General features: G+C 67.3%; 18 protein-coding genes. 7 read left to right on the top strand and 11 right to left on the bottom strand.

Features of this window, described 5'->3' with window-relative positions; translation table 11 throughout:
* Nucleotides 1-28: 28 nt before the first annotated feature.
* The gene (locus AB0O89_RS02535; RefSeq protein ID WP_363493866.1) at nt 29-1357 is read right to left on the bottom strand and encodes an MFS transporter; all 1329 of its coding nucleotides are present in this window, start codon (nt 1355-1357) and stop codon (nt 29-31) included.
* A gap of 102 nt (nt 1358-1459) precedes the next feature.
* On the opposite strand from AB0O89_RS02535, the gene AB0O89_RS02540 reads away from it, so the two are divergent.
* Nucleotides 1460-2059, top strand: a complete 600-nt coding sequence (locus tag AB0O89_RS02540; protein WP_331791904.1) for a TetR/AcrR family transcriptional regulator — start codon at nt 1460-1462, stop codon at nt 2057-2059.
* Nucleotides 2056-3552 (top strand): carboxylesterase family protein, encoded by a 1497-nt coding sequence (locus AB0O89_RS02545; protein ID WP_331791905.1) that lies wholly within the window; start codon nt 2056-2058, stop codon nt 3550-3552. The genes AB0O89_RS02540 and AB0O89_RS02545 overlap by 4 nt, the downstream gene beginning before the upstream one ends.
* 15 nt (nt 3553-3567) lie before the next feature.
* Here AB0O89_RS02545 and AB0O89_RS02550 read toward each other — a convergent pair whose 3' ends face one another.
* Genes AB0O89_RS02550 through AB0O89_RS02565 form a run of 4 tightly spaced genes read right to left on the bottom strand, consistent with a single transcriptional unit; the run spans nt 3568 to nt 7393 of the window.
* Nucleotides 3568-4590, bottom strand: coding sequence for an LLM class F420-dependent oxidoreductase (locus AB0O89_RS02550; RefSeq protein ID WP_363493869.1), 1023 nt, complete (start codon nt 4588-4590; stop codon nt 3568-3570).
* Between the two features lie 33 nt (nt 4591-4623).
* Nucleotides 4624-5430, bottom strand: coding sequence for a site-specific DNA-methyltransferase (locus AB0O89_RS02555; RefSeq protein ID WP_363494139.1), 807 nt, complete (start codon nt 5428-5430; stop codon nt 4624-4626).
* Between the two features lie 35 nt (nt 5431-5465).
* Nucleotides 5466-6515, bottom strand: a complete 1050-nt coding sequence (locus AB0O89_RS02560) for a lipoate--protein ligase family protein (RefSeq protein ID WP_363493871.1) — start codon at nt 6513-6515, stop codon at nt 5466-5468.
* A gap of 29 nt (nt 6516-6544) precedes the next feature.
* Nucleotides 6545-7393, bottom strand: a complete 849-nt coding sequence (locus AB0O89_RS02565) for an alpha/beta fold hydrolase (protein ID WP_363493873.1) — start codon at nt 7391-7393, stop codon at nt 6545-6547.
* 146 nt (nt 7394-7539) lie between these two features.
* Here AB0O89_RS02565 and AB0O89_RS02570 point away from each other — a divergent pair, with 146 nt between their 5' ends.
* Together AB0O89_RS02570 and AB0O89_RS02575 are read left to right on the top strand one after the other, a co-directional pair.
* Entirely contained in the window at nt 7540-8010 is a 471-nt protein-coding gene (locus AB0O89_RS02570; RefSeq protein ID WP_300594006.1) for a MarR family transcriptional regulator, read from the top strand.
* A 5-nt stretch (nt 8011-8015) separates the two neighbouring features.
* Nucleotides 8016-9296 carry an MFS transporter gene (locus AB0O89_RS02575; RefSeq protein ID WP_292800503.1) on the top strand — a complete coding sequence of 427 codons (1281 nt, stop codon included), beginning with the start codon at nt 8016-8018 and terminating at the stop codon, nt 9294-9296.
* Nucleotides 9297-9298: 2 nt separating this feature from the next.
* Here AB0O89_RS02575 and AB0O89_RS02580 read toward each other — a convergent pair whose 3' ends face one another.
* On the bottom strand, nt 9299-10429 hold the full coding sequence (locus AB0O89_RS02580; RefSeq protein ID WP_363493876.1) for a glycerate kinase: 1131 nt from the start codon (nt 10427-10429) through the stop codon (nt 9299-9301).
* An 88-nt stretch (nt 10430-10517) separates the two neighbouring features.
* Here AB0O89_RS02580 and budA point away from each other — a divergent pair, with 88 nt between their 5' ends.
* The gene (budA, locus tag AB0O89_RS02585) at nt 10518-11231 is read left to right on the top strand and encodes an acetolactate decarboxylase (protein ID WP_292707826.1); all 714 of its coding nucleotides are present in this window, start codon (nt 10518-10520) and stop codon (nt 11229-11231) included.
* Nucleotides 11232-11240: 9 nt separating this feature from the next.
* Here budA and AB0O89_RS02590 read toward each other — a convergent pair whose 3' ends face one another.
* Nucleotides 11241-11786 (bottom strand): OsmC family protein, encoded by a 546-nt coding sequence (locus AB0O89_RS02590; RefSeq protein WP_363493878.1) that lies wholly within the window; start codon nt 11784-11786, stop codon nt 11241-11243.
* Between the two features lie 114 nt (nt 11787-11900).
* On the bottom strand, nt 11901-12533 hold the full coding sequence (locus AB0O89_RS02595; protein WP_363493880.1) for a TetR/AcrR family transcriptional regulator: 633 nt from the start codon (nt 12531-12533) through the stop codon (nt 11901-11903).
* A gap of 85 nt (nt 12534-12618) precedes the next feature.
* Between AB0O89_RS02595 and AB0O89_RS02600 the strand changes: the two genes are divergently transcribed.
* The gene (locus AB0O89_RS02600) at nt 12619-14112 is read left to right on the top strand and encodes an MFS transporter (protein WP_363493882.1); all 1494 of its coding nucleotides are present in this window, start codon (nt 12619-12621) and stop codon (nt 14110-14112) included.
* 24 nt (nt 14113-14136) lie between these two features.
* Here the strand turns inward: AB0O89_RS02600 and AB0O89_RS02605 are convergent, their stop codons facing one another.
* From AB0O89_RS02605 to AB0O89_RS02615, 3 genes are read right to left on the bottom strand one after another with little or no spacing between them, the layout of a single operon-like run.
* Nucleotides 14137-14982 (bottom strand): transglutaminase family protein, encoded by an 846-nt coding sequence (locus tag AB0O89_RS02605; RefSeq protein WP_292707577.1) that lies wholly within the window; start codon nt 14980-14982, stop codon nt 14137-14139.
* On the bottom strand, nt 14979-15911 hold the full coding sequence (locus tag AB0O89_RS02610) for an alpha-E domain-containing protein (RefSeq protein ID WP_292707575.1): 933 nt from the start codon (nt 15909-15911) through the stop codon (nt 14979-14981). The genes AB0O89_RS02605 and AB0O89_RS02610 overlap by 4 nt, the downstream gene beginning before the upstream one ends.
* Nucleotides 15905-17581: a circularly permuted type 2 ATP-grasp protein gene (locus AB0O89_RS02615; RefSeq protein ID WP_363493885.1), complete on the bottom strand. Its 1677-nt coding sequence runs from the start codon at nt 17579-17581 to the stop codon at nt 15905-15907. The genes AB0O89_RS02610 and AB0O89_RS02615 overlap by 7 nt, the downstream gene beginning before the upstream one ends.
* Nucleotides 17582-17681: 100 nt before the next feature.
* On the opposite strand from AB0O89_RS02615, the gene AB0O89_RS02620 reads away from it, so the two are divergent.
* On the top strand, nt 17682-19244 hold the full coding sequence (locus tag AB0O89_RS02620) for a molybdopterin-dependent oxidoreductase (protein ID WP_363493887.1): 1563 nt from the start codon (nt 17682-17684) through the stop codon (nt 19242-19244).
* The last annotated feature ends 9 nt before the right edge of the window (nt 19245-19253 follow it).

Consider the following 19253-nt stretch of genomic DNA (forward strand, 5'->3'; position numbering starts at 1 on the left):
CGCGATGATCCTGCCCCGGGGCGAACGGCTACTTGACGGACCGGATCGGCCAGACGGCGAGCGCGCCCAGGACGCCGAGAACGATCGCCACGGGGAACAGGCCTTGGTATCCGACTGTCAACACGATTGCGCCGGCGACCGCGGGCGCGAGAGTCTGCGGCAGCGTCGCGGCGATGTTCACGACACCCAGGTCCTTCGCGAACGACTTCGCGGAGGGGAGCACCTGGCTGATGAGCGCCGTATCGACGGCCTGGAACATTCCGAAGCCAAAGCCAGCGATGAAGGTCATGATGAACCACGCCGTGAGGTCCTGCCAGAACCACGGGAGAAGGAAGGCGAGACTCACGACCGCAGCGGAAGCGAACACGAAAGGCTTGCGGCGTCCGATTCGGTCCGAAAGCGGCCCGGATACCACGGTGGAAATCAGAATGCCCACGAGGCTCAGGAGACCAAGAAGTGGAATGACGGTCTCGGGCGACTCAACCCCGAAATAGTCGGTTAGAAGGAACAGCTGATACCCGGTTACCGCGAAGTAACCCGTGTAAAGCAGGAGGCGGCCGGTGAACGCCCAGAAGAAGTCGGGATGGGCGATCGGGTTGACCCAAAACGTGCGGAGGAAGTCGCCGAGCTTGAACGGCTCGGGTCGGATGTCGCGGCTGGAGTAGTCCGGGTTGAACACCACGAACAGGATCAGCATTACGAGGGCGAACACGGCGAAAGCGATGTACCCGACGGTGACGCTGTTGTAGAAGAACGCGCCGAGGATTGAGCCACCCAGGGCACCCACCATGAGCCCGATGCCGGTGAGCGCGGCGAAGGTCCCGCGACGAGCGACCGGCACCCGGTCGGGCATGACCGCTGATAGCGGCCCCTGTGCGAAGTTGAAGCTGATCTGCACGAGCGTCCACGCGATGACGACACCGAGGAACGAGTTCGCGAAAGCGAGCCCGACGAGGGCGAGCGAGCCTGCGAGAGCGCCGATAACCATCCACGGCGCCCGGCGGCCGAACCGCGTGCGGGTTCGGTCCGAGATCTGACCAGCGATCGGCTGGGCCACCATTGCGGCGAAAGCGCCGATCGTCGAGGCGATCGCGAGGTTGGCAACCTTGTCCGCCTCACCGAAGAGCACCGTGATCTGCTGCGGCAGCAGGATGCCGGGAATTGCACCCCAGAGCATGAAGATGCCGAGGTTGGCGGGGATGATCCACCACATCAGGCGGCGCAGGCCCTTGACCGGCGGCGGCGGGTCATCGGTACCGGATGCCGACACCATGAACGTGTTCTCGGTCATGGGCGCGGATGCTGCGACGAGCGCAGGATCGGCGGGGCTCAGCGGGGAATCAGACGGCGATGTCATGGCACAGACCCTTCGGGCGAGGACGGAGTCCGACGATGGACCCGACGAAAACCATATGACACTAGGTTTTGAAAAACAAGCATCATTGGGCACACTCATCTCATGGCACAGCGAGGTTCATACGCCAAGGGCGTGGCCAAGCGCGAAGAGATCCTCGAACGCGCCCTCGACGTGATCGCGACGGAAGGCTACGACGGCGCAAGCGTCAAGCGCATCGCGGAGGCTGTCGGGCTCAGTCAGGCGGGGTTGCTGCACTACTTCGACAGCAAGGAGGAGCTGTTCACTGAGGTCCTGCGCAAGCGTGATGAACACGACGGCGAACAGTTCGGTCTTCCGGATGGCAGATCCGGTGACGCCACTGCGATCGATGTCGCCGTGATCCGCGAAAGCTTCCTGCGCGTCATCCGTCACAACACAGAGGTTCCAGGGCTCGTCGAGCTCTTCTCCCGCCTCGCCGTCGAGGCCGCGAACCCCGAGCATCCCGCCCACGACTACTTTCTCGAGCGAGGCGAGGCGGTGCGTGATGGCTTCGCGCTGACGGCCCCGCCAGGCACCATGCCCCCCGATGTCTATGCCCGGATTCTCCAGGCAGTCGCTGACGGTCTTCAGCTCCAGTGGCTCGTCGACCCCACCGTCGACATGGCGGGCATCGTCGACCAGCTCCTCGCCACCCTGCAGCAGAAGCCCGCGTCAGCATCGTGACCAATCCCGCATCCCGACCGGCCCGCGAGGCACCCGTCGTCGACACCACCGCCGGAGCAGTCAGGGGCCTGTGGGGCGATAACCCCGAGGCACCCTCTGCCGCCTTCCTCGGCATTCCCTTCGCGCAGCCACCCACTGGCGAGTTGAGGTTCGCAGCACCGGTTCCGGTCGAGCCGTGGACCGCTATCCGGGATGCGACGAGTTTCGGGGCGACGCCACAGCGCGGTCCCGTCGCCGAGGTCACCCTGATCCCCGAGCCGTCAGTGCCCGGAGACTCGACCCTGAACGTCAACGTCTTCACCCCGCGGCCCGGCGACACCGCGGCGCGTCTGCCGGTACTCGTCTACATCCACGGGGGCGGCTACGTCTCGGGATCACCGGCGAGCCCCTGGTATGACGGCGAGTCCTTCGCGCGCGACGGGGTCGTGACTGTCGTGGTGTCGTATCGGCTCGGTTTCGACGGATTCGGCCTCATCGACGGCGCACCGAGCAATCGCGGTGTGCGCGACTGGCTCGCGGCACTCGAATGGGTCCAGCGCGAAATCACGGCGTTCGGTGGAGACCCGGATGCTGTCACGATCGCCGGGCAGTCGGCTGGCGGCGGCGCCGTGCTGACGCTGCTCGGGATGCCGGCCGCCCAGCACCTCTTCCAGCGGGTCTGGGCACTCTCCCCCGCGCTCGGCGACGTGTCGCTCGCGCGGGCCGAGAACGTTGCGGCGCAGCTTGCCGAGCTCGCCGGGGTGCCTGCCACGCGCGACGGATTCGCATCCCTCGATCCGGATGTGCTGATCGGGCTACAACAAGAGGTCAGTGAGCGAGGCGGCGCGCGACTGTCCAGCATCCGTGGTCTGCTTGCCGACGGACTTCCGTGGGGGCCGATGATCGACGGCGATCTGCTGCTGACCACGACACCGGAATCGATCGCATCGGGTGTCGGCGCCGATAAGGCGCTGGTCATCGGATCAACTGATGACGAGTTCACGATGATCACGGATGACGCGCGCACCAAGCTCCGGTTCGTTCCTGCTGCGGTAGCGCTCGGTGCCCTCGGCATGGATCGCCACACCCGGCGCGGCTACCTCGCCGACAACGCCGAGCAGCACCGGCTCGGCACGGCGGCCCTGCTCGGCCGCTACGTCTCCGACACCGTCTTTCGTCGCGGCGTGGCTCGGATCGCGGCAGCCCGTGCCGCGGCGCCGACGTGGGCGTACCGCTTCTCGTGGGCCTCAACCCGCATCGGGTGGGCCTGCCATTGCATCGACGTTCCATTCTGGTTCGACGTCCTCGACAGGGATCGCGTCGATGCACTCACCGGCGAGAGCCCGCCCCCGTCTCTGGCGCATGCCTTGCACGGCGCCGCGTCATCCTTCGTGCGGGCCGGCGACCCGGGATGGGCGAGCTGGTCGGAGGAACCCGGACGCACCCGCGTCTTCGACATCACCGGGCCGGAGACGATCGCTGACGGCTACGCCAGCGTCCGAGCCCTGCTCTGACCGGCGCCGGCCGGCCTACGAGAGGGCCGGCACGACCTGGGTCTCGAACAGCTCGATGCCGGTCGTGTCATATGCCGCTTCGGGAAAGTAGTGGATGGCGTACCCGAGTCCATGGCTCGCGCGTTCCTGCAGCCGTTCAGCCACCTGCTCGGGAGTCCCGAACCCGAGCGATCCGCGGTACTCGGCCTCGATCCCGGCACGACGCTCGCCACCGACGAACGGCGCAAGGCGATCCAGGACCGCCCGGAGTCGCTCCTCGGCCTCGGCTTCGGTGGCGCCGACGATGGTGTTGATGTTCGAGGACTGGGTAATCTCGCCGGGGTCACGACCGAGGGCCGCGCAGTGCTCGTGCAGTACCGAGCGCTTGTGGTCGAATTCCTCGATGCTGCCCGCGAAGTTCGTGTAAGACGCGTACTTTGCGGCGACCTTGAGGGTGACCTTCTCGCCGCCACCGGCGATCCAGAAGGGGATGCCGGCGGGCTGCTGCGGCTGTGTTGCTTGCAGCGGCTGTGTTGCTTGCAGCGGCTGGGGCTGCACAATCGCGCCGTCGACCTGGTAGTACTTCCCGTCGAGGGTTGCCGACCCGGTCGTCCAGGCCTGGTGCATGATCTCGACTCCCTCCCGCAGCATCGCGAGGCGATCGCGAACCTCTGGAAAGCCGTACCCGTAGGCGCGCCATTCGTGCTCGTACCAGCCGCCGCCGATTCCCATCTCGGCGCGGCCGCCCGAGATGATGTCGACTGTCGCGGCAACCTTCGCGAGGTAGGCCGGGTTCCGGTAGCCCATGCAGGTGCACATCTGGCCGAGACGGATGCGGGTGGTCGACGCGGCGAAGGCTGACATCAGCGTCCAGGCGTCGTGCGTCGCCTCCTGGGTCGCAACGGGCACGGTGTGGAAGTGGTCGTAGACCCAGAGGGACTCCCAGGGGCCGGTATCGGCCCGCTGCGCCAGTCCGTTCATCGCTTCCCACTGCTGCGCGGGATCGATCCCGACGAGGTCGAGACGCCAGCCCTGTGGGATGAAGATTCCGAATCGCATAGCGCCAGCCTAGGTCGCCTCCGTGGGGGCCGGTCAGCTTTCGATGATCGTCGCGAGCGGCATCCGTTCTCGCATGATCGCGATCGCCTCGGGGTTGGCGTCGATGAGCACCGCGTCCCGTCCGAGCCCCTGGGCGACAGCGCCCGTCGTTCCCGATCCGGCGAACGGGTCGAGAACGGCTCCGCCCGGGCGCAGGGATGCCTGCACGATTCGTCGCAACACACCCTCGGGCTTCTGGGTGGGGTATCCGGTCTTCTCGCGTCCGGTCGTGGGAACGATCGTGTGCCACCACACGTCGGTGGGGAGCTTGCCGCGGGCTGCTTTCTCGGGCGTCACGAGCCCCGGGGCCATGTACGGCTCGCGATCCACGGCCTCGGAATCGAACCAGTAGCGCGCCGGATCTTTCACATAGACAAGGATCGTGTCGTGCTTGGTCGGCCAGCGCTTGCGTGTCTTCGCTCCGTAGTCGTACGACCAGATGATCTCGTTGAGGAAGTGGTCGCGGCCGAACACCGCATCCAGCAGCACCTTCGCATAGTGCGCCTCCCGATAATCCAGATGGAGGTACAGGGTGCCGTCGTCGGCAAGCAGACGCCACGCTTCGAGCACCCGCGGTTCGAGAAAGCCCCAGTAGTCGTCGAACCGGTCGTCGTACACGCGCAGGTCTCCCCGCAACCGCTCGTAGTCGCGGCCATGGAAGCCGCGCCGGGTCACGGATCCGGGAAGGGGCGCATCGCGCGGCGTGCTGGCCGATTCGACTGCCCGCTCACGCACGCGACCGGTGTTGAACGGAGGGTCGAGGTAGACCAGACCGAATGACGCATCCGGCAGTCCGCGCATCACCGACAGATTGTCGCCGTGATGGATCGTGACGGTCACGGAACCCGATGCAGCCACGCCTCGGTGGCGAACTTAGAGGCGACAAGAGCCTCCGCTTCGGCGTATTCCTCTTCGGCGATATGCCCGACCTCGGCGCCGTAGAGCGTGGTGAACGTGTCGGCGAACGCCTGGATGATCGCCTCACGCGGCAGCCCCGTCTGGCGTCGCAGCGGGTCGACGCGCTTGGCAGCCGATGTCGTGCCTTTGTCGCTGAGCTTCTCGCGGCCGATGCGCAGCACGTCGGTGAGTACCTTGCCGTCCACGTCGTAGCTGAGGGTCGCGTGATGCAACACCCCACCGTTCGCGAGGCGCTTCTGCGCGGCGCCGCCGATCTTGCCCTCCGGACTCGCGATGTCGTTGAGCGGCTGGTATGTCGCATCGATCCCGAGGGACCGCAGCGCCTGCAAGACCCAGTCGTCGAGGAACGCGTACGAATCGGCGAAGGTCATCCCCGCCACCAGCGAGGCGGGAACCGAGAGCGAGTAGGTGATGATCGCGTCGGCACCCATGAGCATCGCACCGCCGCCCGAGATCCGGCGCACGACGTCATAGCCATGACGGCGCGCGCCCTCCGGATCCACCTCGTTCCGGTACGACTGGAACGACCCGATGACGACAGCTGACTGGTTCCATTCCCAGAGGCGCAGCGTCGGCATCCGTCGCCCGTCTCCAACCCGGGTCGTGAGCACTTCGTCGAGCGCGAGGTTCATGCGCGGCGAGACGGGGCGGTCGTGGACGATCTGCCACGAGAAGTCCTTCCACCCGGATGCCGTCACGAGGGCCCGGCGCACGACGGTGCCCACGGACTCGGGCGTGAACCCGAGAAGCTGCGCGCCTTCCGGGAGCGCCGCGCGGACTACCGCGGCGATCGTGGGGACATCGGCTTCGGCGGGAAGACCCGACACCGCCTCGTTGATCGCGACGAGGGCATCGTCCGGCTCGAGGAAGAAGTCGCCCGCGAGGCGCACGTTTGTCAAGCGCCCAGCTTCGACATCCAGGTCGACGACGACGAGCTTCCCACCCGGGACCTTGTACTCAGCGTGCATGGCACCAGCCTAGGAGGAGCCGCGCACCGTCAGTCGCGGACGGGGAAGCGGGCATCCAGCCACGCCAGAAGATCGGCGCGAACCTCGGCTTGCTGAGGCTCGTTGAAGATCTCGTGCCGCGCTCCCGGGTAGACGAGCGTGGTGACATCGGTGAACCCCGAGCGGGTGCGGTAGGCATCGGCGAGCCGGTGGTTGCTGCGCGGGCCGCCGACGGTGTCCTCGCGACCGACCATGATCAGGGTCGGCACATCGTTCTCGAGCTGACGAGCCGGCTTCCCGATCAGACGGAGTGTGTCGAGCGGACCGAAGAGCTTTGCCAGCGGAGTGGAGGTCGTCAGCGGATCGGCGAGGAACTGTTCGGCCACTGCCGGATCGGTCGAGAGCCATTCCATGCCGCCCGCGTCCGGCCCCTGCCACGGCGCATTCAGGTCACCCGAGTTCAGCGATCCTGGCCAGCGCAGCGCTGACCCGCTCAGGATGAGCCCGTCGATCGCCGCGGCATGACGGTTCACCAGGATCTGCGCGAGGAACGAGCCCCACGAGTGACCGAGCAGGATGAAGGGAAGATCCGGATGCTCCGCCCTGGCCATCTCGCTCAACTGCCAGACCGCGTCGATCGTCGCGCGCAAGCCACCGGGGCCGAGCCGACCGAGGCGCTCGCTGCCGCCGTGCTGACGCATGCCCGTGCGGCCATGACCGCGATGATCGTCGGCGTAGACGATGAACCCGGCATCCGTCAGGGCACCGATCAGCGCGCTATAGCGGCCGGCGTGCTCGCCCACGCCGTGCAAGAGATGGATGACGCCGCGGGGGGTGGTGACAGGGGTGGCGAGGTCGTAGACGATCTCGACACCGTGCACGTCGGTGTACTCGGGCATGCCGGAAGCTTAGCGAGCCGGACGGAGGGTGATGCGAGACGCAGCGGCTCGGGCCTGCGCAGCAGCCCTCACCGTGTGGTCTGCGCACCAGCGAATCTGAACCCCCGGCCCCGGGAAGGCGCAGCTTTATATCTTTAGCATGACTAATGAGCTATGCTAAAGAAACCGTGACCGAACCCACATCACCTCCTGATTCGCATCCCCTCGCCGGCGACGCCTCGCAGTTGCGCATGGGCGTCTTCCGGTTTGCGAGGCGGATGCGCACGGAGCGCTCGGTCGACTCGATGAGCGATGGTCAGTTCGCGGTTCTCGCGGGCCTTTACCTGCACGGACCGCGCACGCTCGGCCAGCTCGCGGAGCGCGAGCGGGTCTCGCCGCCGTCGATAAACCGAACGGTCAACTGTCTGCAGGATGCCGGATATGTCGAGCGGTCAGCAGATGACAGCGACGGTCGCAAGGTCGTCATCACGATCACCGATGCCGGGCGAGCCGTTGTCGACGAGACGACTCGACGCCGTGATGCATGGGTCGAGACAGTGCTTGCTGACGTCAGCGAACAAGAGCGGATGACGCTGGCTGCGGCCGCGGAGATCCTGCAGCGGCTGGCAGCGCAGTGAGCACAATGTTCCGGTCCCTCGGGATCTTCAATTACCGTGTCTGGTTCATCGGCGCTCTCGTGTCGAACGTCGGCGCCTGGATGCAGTCGACAGCCCAGAACTGGGTGGTCCTCACCGAGCTGACTCCTGGTGATGCGGGTGCCGTCGGGGTCACGATGGCCCTCCAGTTCGGGCCGCCCCTCCTGCTCGTGGGCCTGACGGGGTGGGCAACCGACCGGTTCGAGCGACGCCACATCCTGCTCGCGACGCAGGGCGTTTCACTGCTGCTTGCCACGGCGATCGGCATCCTCATCCTCACCGGCGCCATGACGCTCCCCCTCATGTATGCGTTCGCCCTGGGGCTGGGCCTTGTCGCCGCCTTCGACAATCCGGCGCGCCAGGCCTTCGTCTCGGACTTGGTGACGAAGGAGAACACCAGCAACGCTGTGGCGCTGAACTCGGCATCCTTCAACGCGGCGCGGATGATCGGACCCGCAGTGGCGGGCCTGTTCATCGTTCTGGTCGGGACCGGATGGATGTTCATCGTGAACGCGTTCACCTTTCTCGCAACGATCGGCGCCCTGCTCGCGATGCGCCGGCACGAGCTCACCCCCCGCGCTGTCACCCACGGTCGTTCCCGCCTCTCCGACGGATTTCGCTATGTCGCCACCCGACCCGACCTGATCGTGGTCTTCATCGTCGTGTTCCTGCTGGGCGCGTTCGGCATGAACTTTCCGATCTACGCCTCCACGATGGCTCTCGAGTTCGGCGCTGGAGCCGACGGATTCGGCCTGCTGAATTCCGTGCTCGCGATCGGGTCGCTCACGGGCGCCCTGCTTGCTGCCAGGCGCGACCGCGCGCGGGTTCGGGTCGTGATCGCCGGGGTCCTCGGATTCGCGGTGGCGTCAGCGATCTCGTCTGTCATGCCGACGTACGCGCTGTATGCCGTAACGCTGGTGTTCACCGGATTCACCGTCGTCACGATCCTCTCGACGGCCAACGGATACGTCCAGGCAACGACTGACGCTCACCTGCGCGGGCGCGTCCTGGCGATCTACGTCGCCATTCTGCTCGGAGGCACCCCGGTGGGGGCACCGATCGTCGGCTGGGTTGCGGACGAGCTCGGGCCTCGCGCCGCCATCCAGCTGGGAACCCTCGCGTCCCTGATCGCCGCGGCCATAGCCATCACCTGGCTCGTCTGGTCGGGGCGAGTGCACCGGGGTGGCAGGCTCCGGCTTCGACTTGACGAGACGCGCCCCCTCTCGGTCATCACACAGCCGATAGCCAAGGCTTCCGCGTCGAACTGAGGTCAGGCCGGCTCCGCAAGCCGTGACGCGAGCACGGATCCAGCGGCCTCGAGGTAGCGCTCCGGACTGGCCAACGCGGCAGCCGGATCCCCCGCAATTTCGGTGAGCGAGAGTGCCGCAGCGAATGCGTGAGTGTCGGCAGCGCCGTCGACGCGGCCCGCGACAAGCGCCGCACGTGCTCCGGTGCGTTGCGCCAGCCGGGCGACGACCTCCGGCACCTTCCCGGCCGTTGTCGCCTGATCGTAGGCGCCTTCACCCGTGACCACGATCGTGTCGGGCGTAAGGAGCCTGGGCAGTCCGATGAGTTCGGCCACATAGCGGGCGCCGGACACGATCTTCGCACCCCAGACGTGCATAGCGAACCCGGCTCCACCGGCGGCTCCCGCGCCCGGCACGTCCGGCGGCGTCCCCATCTTCGCAGCCCACGCCGCGAGCGCCGCATCAGCCTCGGCGATCTCGTGGTCACGCAGACCCTTCTGAGGGCCAAAGACAGCGGCAGCGCCCCGAGGACCGCACAGCGGAGTATCGACGTCGGCGAGCACCATCACGCCGCCCGAGGGCAGGGAGGCGAGCCCTGACAGGTCGACGCTCGCGACATCCCTGAGGCCGCGAAGGCCCGGCGCGATCGGCTCGCCATCCGCATCAAGGATGCGTGCACCCAGGGCGCGGAGGATCCCGGCCCCGCCGTCCGTGGAGGCACTCGAACCGAGACCGACCATGATGCGGGATACGCCGGCTCGCAGCGCATCGACGATCGCCTCGCCCACCCCCGTGGTGTCAGCATCCCAGGGACGCAGACGACCCTGTAGCGCTTCGATTCCCGAGGTCGACGCCAACTCGATGACCGCGGTAGCGCCGCCCCACGAACCCTCCGGAGGCACGAGCACCCACGCGCTGTCATGGCGCTCACCGTCAGCGCCTGTCGCCCGCATCGGCCGCAGCGTGGCGCCGGGGATCGCCGCCAAGAACGCGTCGAGCGTCCCTTCGCCGCCGTCAGCCATCGGACGAACGATCACCTCATCGTCGGGCCTTGCCCGGCCCCAGCCCCGCGCCAACGCGTCAGCTGCACGCCGCGCCGATACCGACCCCTTGAAGCTGTCGGGCGCGATCACAATGCGCCGTTTCACGGTCACGCCGCGAGTCTACGGATCTTCGCGAGCGCGGTAGCTGCGCGCCGCAACCCACACCAGCGGCACCTCCCGCCGATAGCCTCGAACAGTGATGACCTCACGCCACACGATCCACCAGACGAGCGTCATCGCGGCGCTGCTCGACGGTGTCTATGATGGCGAAACCACCGTCGGCAGCCTTCGCCGCCGCGGTGACTTCGGAATCGGCACCTTCGAAGGCCTCGACGGCGAGCTCATCCTTCTCGACGACACCTGCTACCGCATCCGCGACGACGGTACGGCGACGGTGGCCGCCGATGGCGAAGGGGTGCCGTACGCCGTCGTGACGCGCTTCGAGCCACACCTGAGTTTCGAGATCACCGGGCGGCACACCCGGGCAGAGGTCACCGCGCTCATCGACGAGAAGCTCGGCTCGGCGAACTACATGTACGCGGTGCGGGTCGACGGCGTCTATGAGCGGATGACGGTGCGTGCCGTTCATGTCCAGCAGCAGCCCTACCGCCCACTCGTGCAGGCGACTGCCGAGCAGAAGGTGACGGAGTTCACCGACGTATCAGGCACTGTCGTGGGATTTCGAACGCCGGCGTTCGAGGAAGGCCTGTCAGTTCCTGGCTACCACGCCCACGTGCTGCTCGATGAGCGCCGCAGCGGCGGACACGTGCTCGATCACGTCATGCTGCACGGCCGGGTGCAGGTGTGCGTGGGCACGGATCTGCATCTTGAGCTCCCCCGCACCCCCGAGTTCGCCCAGGCAAACCTCGACCCGGAAGACCTGCGAGAACAGGTCGACCGGGCCGAGTCCTGAGGAGGTCGATCAGCGCACGGTGACGGATGTCGTGACCGGCGTGGGGTTGGCGAAGAGGTCGAGCACAGGACAGTGCGCGTCGACGACCTGGCGCAGACGCTCGTAGTCGGCGGCGCTGGCTGTGCCGCTCACGTCGATCGCGACGCGCACCGCAGAGAAGCCGGGGCGCACGGTCTCGTCCTTTCCGAACAGTCGCGCGGCGTCGAGGTCACCTTCGGCAGTCACCTCGATGTGATCCAGCGGGATGCCGAGCGCGTGGGCGTAAAGGCGGAATACGACAACCTGACATGCGGCGATCGCGCCGAGCGCGTACTCGACGGGGCTGGCGGCTGCATCGTCACCGGCGAGGGCGGCAGGTTCGTCGATCACGAATTCATGTCCGCCAGCACGGATGCGGGTCGCAACGGCTCCCTCGCCGGTGCCGCGGACGCGATAGGTGAGATGGGACGCGGTGCGGTCGGCGTCGATCCGTGCTCCCCACGCGGATGCCGCAGCATCCAGGCGCGACGCACGCTCGGTAGCAAGGTCATCAGAGGTCGGGGTAAGAGTTGTCATGCCGCGACGCTAGAGGCTCGACAGCATCCTGAATACTCAGCACGACACGCACCGTCACGAAGAGTCACGCACCGTCACGCAGTGTCAGAGACCGTCACGCAGTGTCAGAGACCGTCACACCGCTGCCCTGACGACGCCGGCCGCGGGGAGCAACACATCGTCGATGAGCGAGATGAGAAACTCGCGTGTGATCGGCTCGCGCTGCGCGAGCGTACGAAACGACGACATCGCGGGCATGAGGGCAGCGAGGCGGTCGACGTCGATGTCGGGGCGGGTCTCTCCGCGGTCTCGCGCGCGCTCCAGCAGAATGCGGTTCGCCGTGATGCGCGGTTGCAGAATCGCCGCATAGGCGGTGCGCGCCAGCTCGGGCTCCCGGGACATCAGCGAGAGGATCCCCCCCATGACATGCATCTTCCGATCGGCATCGGCAGCCGACGGCGCTCTCACCAAGGCGATGAGGTCACCACGCAGCGTTCCTGTGTCGGGCAGTTGCGCGGGGTCGAGGTCCCGTTTCTTCATGCATGCCACGGCGTCGATCACGAGGTCGGCCTTCGACGGCCACCGTCGGTAAACCGTCGCCTTGCCCGCCCCCGCCCTCGCCGCGACCATGTCGATCGTCATCCCGTCGAAGCCCTGCTCGGCGAGAACCTCGATCGTCGCTTCGAGGATGTCGGTGTCGCGAGACGCGTCCCGGGGGCGTCCCAGCCGTGCCCCGGCGGCTGCCGGCTGCGTCGCCTGCGGATCCATCGCACTCCCTGGTTGTCGAACACCGCCAGTCTACTTCAGAAACTATTCATTTCCGATACTCCTCGGTTTCGTATACTCTGACGCCGTGACGACTCCCGACATCTCTTCACCGACAACCCCCGCCACGCGCCGCTGGTGGACGCTCGGCACCGTGGCCATCGCCCAGCTCATGGTGGTGCTCGATGCGACGGTCGTGAACATCGCGCTGCCCGCCGCGCAAGCCGACCTCGGATTCTCGGACGGTGACCGCCAGTGGGTGGTGACCGCCTACTCCCTCGCCTTCGGCAGCCTCCTGCTGCTGGGCGGCCGCCTCTCCGACCTCATCGGCCGCAAGCTGGCCTTCCTCATCGGACTGGTCGGATTCGCGGCTGCCTCGTTGCTGGGCGGTCTTGCCGTGTCGTTCGAGATGCTCGTCGCCGCTCGCGCGCTGCAGGGTGTGTTCGCGGCGCTGCTGGCACCGACCGCCCTTGCCGTGTTGACGACGACCTTCACGATTCCGCGCGAGCGATCCCGCGCGTTCGGCGTCTTCGGCGCGATCGCCGGCGCCGGAGGTGCTGTGGGCCTCCTGCTCGGTGGCTTCCTTACCGAGCAGTTCGACTGGCGGTGGAACCTCACGATCAACGTCTTCTTCGCGGCGATCGCCTTCGTCCTCGCTCTCGTGTTCGTTCCCGCAGCATCCCGGCAGGGTCCGCGCCCCCACCTCGACATCCCCGGCACCCTCTTGGCATCTGCCGGACTGTTCGCCCTCGTCTTCGGCTTCTCCCGCGCCGAGTCGGACGGGTGGGATGCCCCGCTGACCTGGGGGTCACTGGTCGCTTCGGCCGTGCTCCTGGTCGCGTTCGTGATCTGGCAGCGCGTGACACGGCATCCGCTGCTCCCGCTTCCCGTGGTCGTCGACCGCAACCGCGGCGCATCCTTCCTGTCGGTCATGATCACCGGCGCGGGAATGTTCGGGGTCTTCCTCTTCGTGACCTACTACTTCCAGCTGTCGCTCGCCTACACCCCGATGCAGACCGGGTTCGCCTTCCTCCCGATGATCGTGATGCTCGTCATCGCCGCGCAGCTCAGCACGAACCTGCTGCTGCCGCGGCTCGGGCCGAAGATCCTCGTGCCCGCGGGGATGCTGCTGGCTGCCACCGCGATGATGCTGTTCACCCGACTCGATGTCGACAGCGCCTACCTCGACGCCCTCCCAGCCCTGCTCACCCTCGGCTTCGGTATGGGAACGATCATGCCCGCTGCGATCCAGACCGCAACTCTCGGGGTCGACCGCCGGTACGCCGGCGTCTCCTCGGCCATGGTCAACACCAGCCAGCAAGTCGGCGGCTCCATCGGAACCGCGCTCCTGAACACCCTCGCCGCGACGGCCTTGGCCGACTATGTCGCCGCCAACCAGCCGGCATCCGATGCCGTGCTCGCTGACGCAGCTGTGCACAGCTACACGGTCGCGTACTGGTGGAGCGCGGCGTTCTTCGCGGGCGGCGCGATCATCGCGGCGTTCCTGTTCCGACGGAAGCGCTTCTCGGTGGCAAGCGCCTTCCACACCGAATCGACCGAGGCGCCCGCTCTCGCACACTGACGCGGGCCAGATCACCCGCGGGGTTCACGCCTCGCGGGTGATCGTCACCTTCACCGACATGTCGCTCTTGAACGGTCCCGCATAGACGCCCCGCACCGGCGGCACGTCGTTGTAGTCGCGGCCGCGTCCAACCAGAACGTGGCGGTCTCCGATCTCGGTGTTGTTCGTCGGGTCGAAGCCCTCCCACGATCCCGCGAACCACTCGACCCAGGCGTGCGACTCGCCCTCGACCGGAACGCCGACTTCGGCGTTCACGTTCGGGTGCAAGTATCCCGAAACGTAGCGCGCGGGGATGCCCACCTCTCGGAGCGCGCCCAGCACGATGTGCGCGATGTCCTGACAGACGCCCTTGCGCGCCTCCCAGGCCTCTGCCCCGGTGGAATGCACGCCGGTCACACCGTGGACGTACTCGACGGCATCCCCGATCGCCATCGCGATGGCGTGGGCTGCCTGGCCGGGCTGATCGTGTTGCGCGGCAATCGCCCGGGCGATCTCGGCCACCTCCGGATGAGGCTTGGTGCGTGAGGTCTGGCCGAGCTGCTCGACGACCTCGACCGAACGAGCCGCCTCCCGGCGGAGCTGATCCCAGGTGATGTCGGTGTGCTCGATCGGACGCGGGCGCACCTCCACGAGGGACCGCGCGGTGAGGGTCAGTGAGGCGTGAGGGGAGAGGATGTCGAACGAGGTCACGCGCGTGCCGAAGTAGTCGACGTACTGATTGACCGAGGTCGACGGTTCGATGTCGAGCGATGCGCTCAGCACGAACTGACTGTCGGTGGAACCTGGCAGCATCCGCGCCTCGTTGTAGGACGCCGAGACATCCCCTTGGTAAGCGAAGGCCGTCTGGTGTTCGATGCGCAGGCGCTTCATGAGATCTCTCCGATCCAGCTCGGCTCGGCCTGCGTCGGGAAGAAGCGCTGGCGGATCGCCTCCGATGCCTCGCGGGTGACGACCTGCACGCGCTCCATCTCTTCGGGAAGGTCGCTGAGGATGTCGGCCACGGGCTTGTACTCGAGCTCGTTGCGAATCCGTCCGAGCGCGCGCAGCACACTGTTGGAGTGTCCGACCCTGTCGGCCCGCGGGTCGATGGCCGACATGCACGCCTCCGCCTGCTGGATCGAGTAGATGATCGAGCGCGGGAAGAGGCGGTCCAAGAGCAGGAACTCGGCGGCGTTACGCGCACTCGGGATGCCCCGGTAGGTGCGCAGGTACGCCTCGTATGCGCCGCACGAGCGCAGAATCGTCGTCCACGACGGGCCGGATGCCTCGGTCAGGGATCGCGTGGCGAGCAGCCGCGCGGTCATGTCTGCGCGCTCGATGCTGCGGCCGAGCGTGAAGAACTGCCACGACTCGTCACGGCTCGTCGAGGAGTCGACGATTCCCACCGCGAGCGCTGCGCGTTCGCGCGCCCACTGGAAGAAGTCGTGCACCTTGTCGGTCTGCAGGCGCCGCGGCATCCGGGAGTTGGTGGTGTTCAGGCACTCCCAGAGTTCGGTCGAGACGATCTCACGCGCCCGACGTGCGTTTTCGCGGGCGGATGCCACCGAGTAGGCGATGCTCGACGGGTTCATCCGGTCGACGGCGAGCCGCTGCAGGACATCGTCACGCCCGACGAACTCCAGTCCATCCGGTGGAACGGATCCCATGACACTCAAGAGCGACCGACACGCAGTGTCTTCGTCGATCCACGGATCTTCCAGCAGCAGCTGCAGATGCACGTCCAGGATCCGGGCGGTGCCGTCGGAGCGCTCGATGTAGCGACCGATCCAGAAGAGGCTCTCGGCAATGCGGCTCAGCATGACGCACCGCCCTCAGCCTGCTGCTGCTGTTGCTCCTGCTGTTCGGTGTGCGTCCGGGGACGATCCTGCGGCGAGTGCGTCGGCTCGGTCTGCTCGGGATAGACGATCGGGATCGCCTCGGTGACGGACGCCTGATCGGCGACGAGCCCGGCAAGCCCGTGACCCTGCCCATACTCGACGTGGGTCGGCGCGTCGCCTCCGACGATCCAGGTGTCCTTCGATCCGCCGCCCTGGCTCGAGTTGACGACAAGCTGTCCTTCGGGAAGCGCCACGCGGGTGAGACCGCCCGGGAGCACCCACACCTCGTCGCCGTTGTTGACGGCGAACGGACGCAGGTCTGCGTGCCGTGGCCGCACACCGTCCTCAACGAGAGTCGGGATGGTCGAGAGCATGACGACCGGCTGCGCGATCCAGCCGCGGGGGTCGGCAAGCAGGCGCTTGCGGAGCTTCTCGAGCTCGGCAGGCGAGGCATCCGGGCCGACCACCAGACCCTTGCCGCCGGAGCCGTCGACCGGCTTGACGACGAGCTCGTCCAGCCGGTCGAGAACCTCCTCAAGAGCGTTCGGGTCCTCGAGGCGCCAGGTGTCGACGTTTTTGAGGATCGGCTCTTCCGCGAGGTAGTAGCGGATGAGGTCGGGCACGTAGGTGTAGAGCAGTTTGTCGTCGGCGACGCCGTTGCCCACGGCGTTGGCGATCGTGACGTTGCCCAGGCGAGCCGCCAGCAGCAGGCCCGGAGCTCCGAGCATCGAGTCGGCGCGGAACTGCAGCGGGTCAAGGAAGTCGTCGTCGACCCGCCGGTAGATGACGTCGACGCGCTGCGGTCCGCGGGTGGTGCGCATGAAGACCTTGCCGCCGATGCAGACGAGATCCCGACCCTCGACGAGCTCGACGCCCATGAGCCGGGCCAGCAGTGTGTGCTCGAAGTACGCCGAGTTGTAGACGCCGGGAGTGAGGACGACGACATTGGGGTCTTCGATTCCGGGCGGCGCGGAGGCCCGCAGGGCCGCCAGCAACTTGTTGGGGTAGTCGCCGACCGGGCGCACCCGCATGGAGACGAACAGCTCGGGGAGCGTCTGCGCCATGACGCGCCGGTTCGAGATGACATAGCTCACGCCGGATGGCACGCGAACGTTGTCTTCGAGCACCCGCATCTCGCCGTGCTCATCACGGATCAGGTCGATCCCCGACACCTGGATACGGACGCCGTTGGCGCTGTGGATCCCGGCCGCCTGCCGGTAGTAGTACTGCGACGACGCGATCAGCGCCGCGGGCAGCACACCGTCGCGGACGCAGTGCTGACGGCCGTAAGCGTCGTCGAGGAACGCTTCCAGGGCGCGAACACGCTGCGAGACTCCCGCCTCCACGCGCGACCACTCGTCGTAGGGGATGACGCGGGGCACGGCATCCAGCGGGAACGGGCGCTCTTCGCCGGCGAAGTCGAAGGTGACGCCCTGCGCGAGGTAGGAGCTTGCCAGCGACTCCGTGCGGCCGCGCAACTCCTCCTGGGTCATCTGCGCGAGCGCCTGATACAGCTCTCGGTACGCCCGTCGCGACTCGGCCGAGCCATCCTTGGCCGGCGCCGACGCGAACATCTCATCGAACGGCGGGACGCCCGACGAGGTCTTCCGCGTCGATGCGGTGGAGCCGTATCCGTCGAACAGGTCACCCATGGGTTGAGCCTAGTCGCGGCCGTGTTGCACGGATGTTTCCTTCTTTCGGATTCCTTACGAACGGGCCTTACCCCCTGCGAACGCGGTTAGCCTCGGGGACGTGGGTGACACCCGACACAGGCAAGACACCGCCGTCGCCGCTCTCGCAGGAGCCGCCGCGGCGATCCTCGGCGCGGGCCTGGGGGAACTGTCAGCGGCCCTCCTCGCTCCGGCATCGAGCCCGTTCGCCGTCATCGGCGGAGCGATCATCGATGCCGCCCCGCCGTGGGGCAAGGATCTTGCGATCGCCCTGTTCGGCACGAACGACAAGATCGCGCTACTGACAGGCATCGGGATCGTCCTTGTGCTGCTGGCCAGCTTTGCCGGCGTTCTGCAGCTGCGCAGGCCCCCGTGGGGCCTAGCCATCCTCGGCGCGTTCGGCCTCGTGGGCGCTGTCGTGGCCCTCACGCGCAGCGACGCCAGCGGCATCGCATGGCTCCCCTCCGTCATTGCGGGCATCATCTCGGTCGTGGCGCTGCGGTACCTCATCGGTCTGGTGCAACGCAGCACGGTTCGCGATGACGACACTGCCGACACGGATGCCGACACCCGGCCGAGTCGCCGCCAGGCACTCGTCTGGATGGGCGGCGCTACAGCTGTGGGCGTCATCGCGGGCGTAGCCGGGAACCTCGCCCGCGGTGGCGCCCGCGCCGTGACGACCGTTCGGGAGGCGCTGAAGCTGCCGGCCCCCGCCACAACGGCACCGCCGATCCCAGCGGGCGCCGAGCTCGACATCGAGGGGATCTCGCCCCTCATCACCTCGAACGCCGACTTCTACCGCATCGACACGGCGCTCGTCGTTCCTCAGGTCGATCCGGCGACGTGGAGTCTGCGCATCCACGGCATGGTCGAGGAAGAAGTCGAACTGACGTGGGATGAGCTGCTCGCGCTGCCGCTAGAGGAGAGCACGACGACCCTGACCTGCGTCTCCAACAACGTGGGCGGCGACCTCATCGGCAATGCCGTGTGGCTCGGCTATCCGATCCGCGAATTGCTCGCCAGGGCGCGCCCGACGGCGGATGCCGACATGGTGCTGTCGACCTCGGTCGATGGGTTCACGGCCGGGACGCCGCTGGAAGCGCTGACCGATGACCGCAACGCGATCCTCGCGATCGGCATGAACGGCGAGCCCCTGCCACCCGAGCACGGATTCCCGGTGCGGATGGTCGTGCCGGGCCTGTACGGCTACGTCTCGGCAACCAAGTGGGTCGTCGATCTCGAGGTCACCCGGTTCGATCAGGCCGAGGGTTACTGGACCCCGCGCGGCTGGTCGGCGCTCGGCCCCATCAAGCTGCAGTCGCGCATCGACGTCCCCCGGTCGGGCGTGACCGTGCCGGCCGGCGAGACTGTCATCGCCGGTGTCGCATGGCAGCAGCACGTCGGGGTAGCCGGTGTCGAGGTGAAGATCGACGACGGCCCGTGGCAGCAGGCAGAGCTCGCTACCGCGATCTCGGACGACACCTGGGTGCAGTGGAGCATCCCGTGGAACGCGACGGATGCCGGCCAACACACCATCCGGTGCCGCGCCACGAACGTGAACGGCGAAACGCAGACATCCGATCAGGCCCCTCCCGCACCCGACGGCGCGACCGGCTGGCACACGATCATCGCCAACGTCGCCTGATCGGTCCGT

The sequence above is a fragment of the Microbacterium sp. NPDC076895 genome (assembly GCF_040687115.1).
GTDB lineage: Bacteria > Actinomycetota > Actinomycetes > Actinomycetales > Microbacteriaceae > Microbacterium.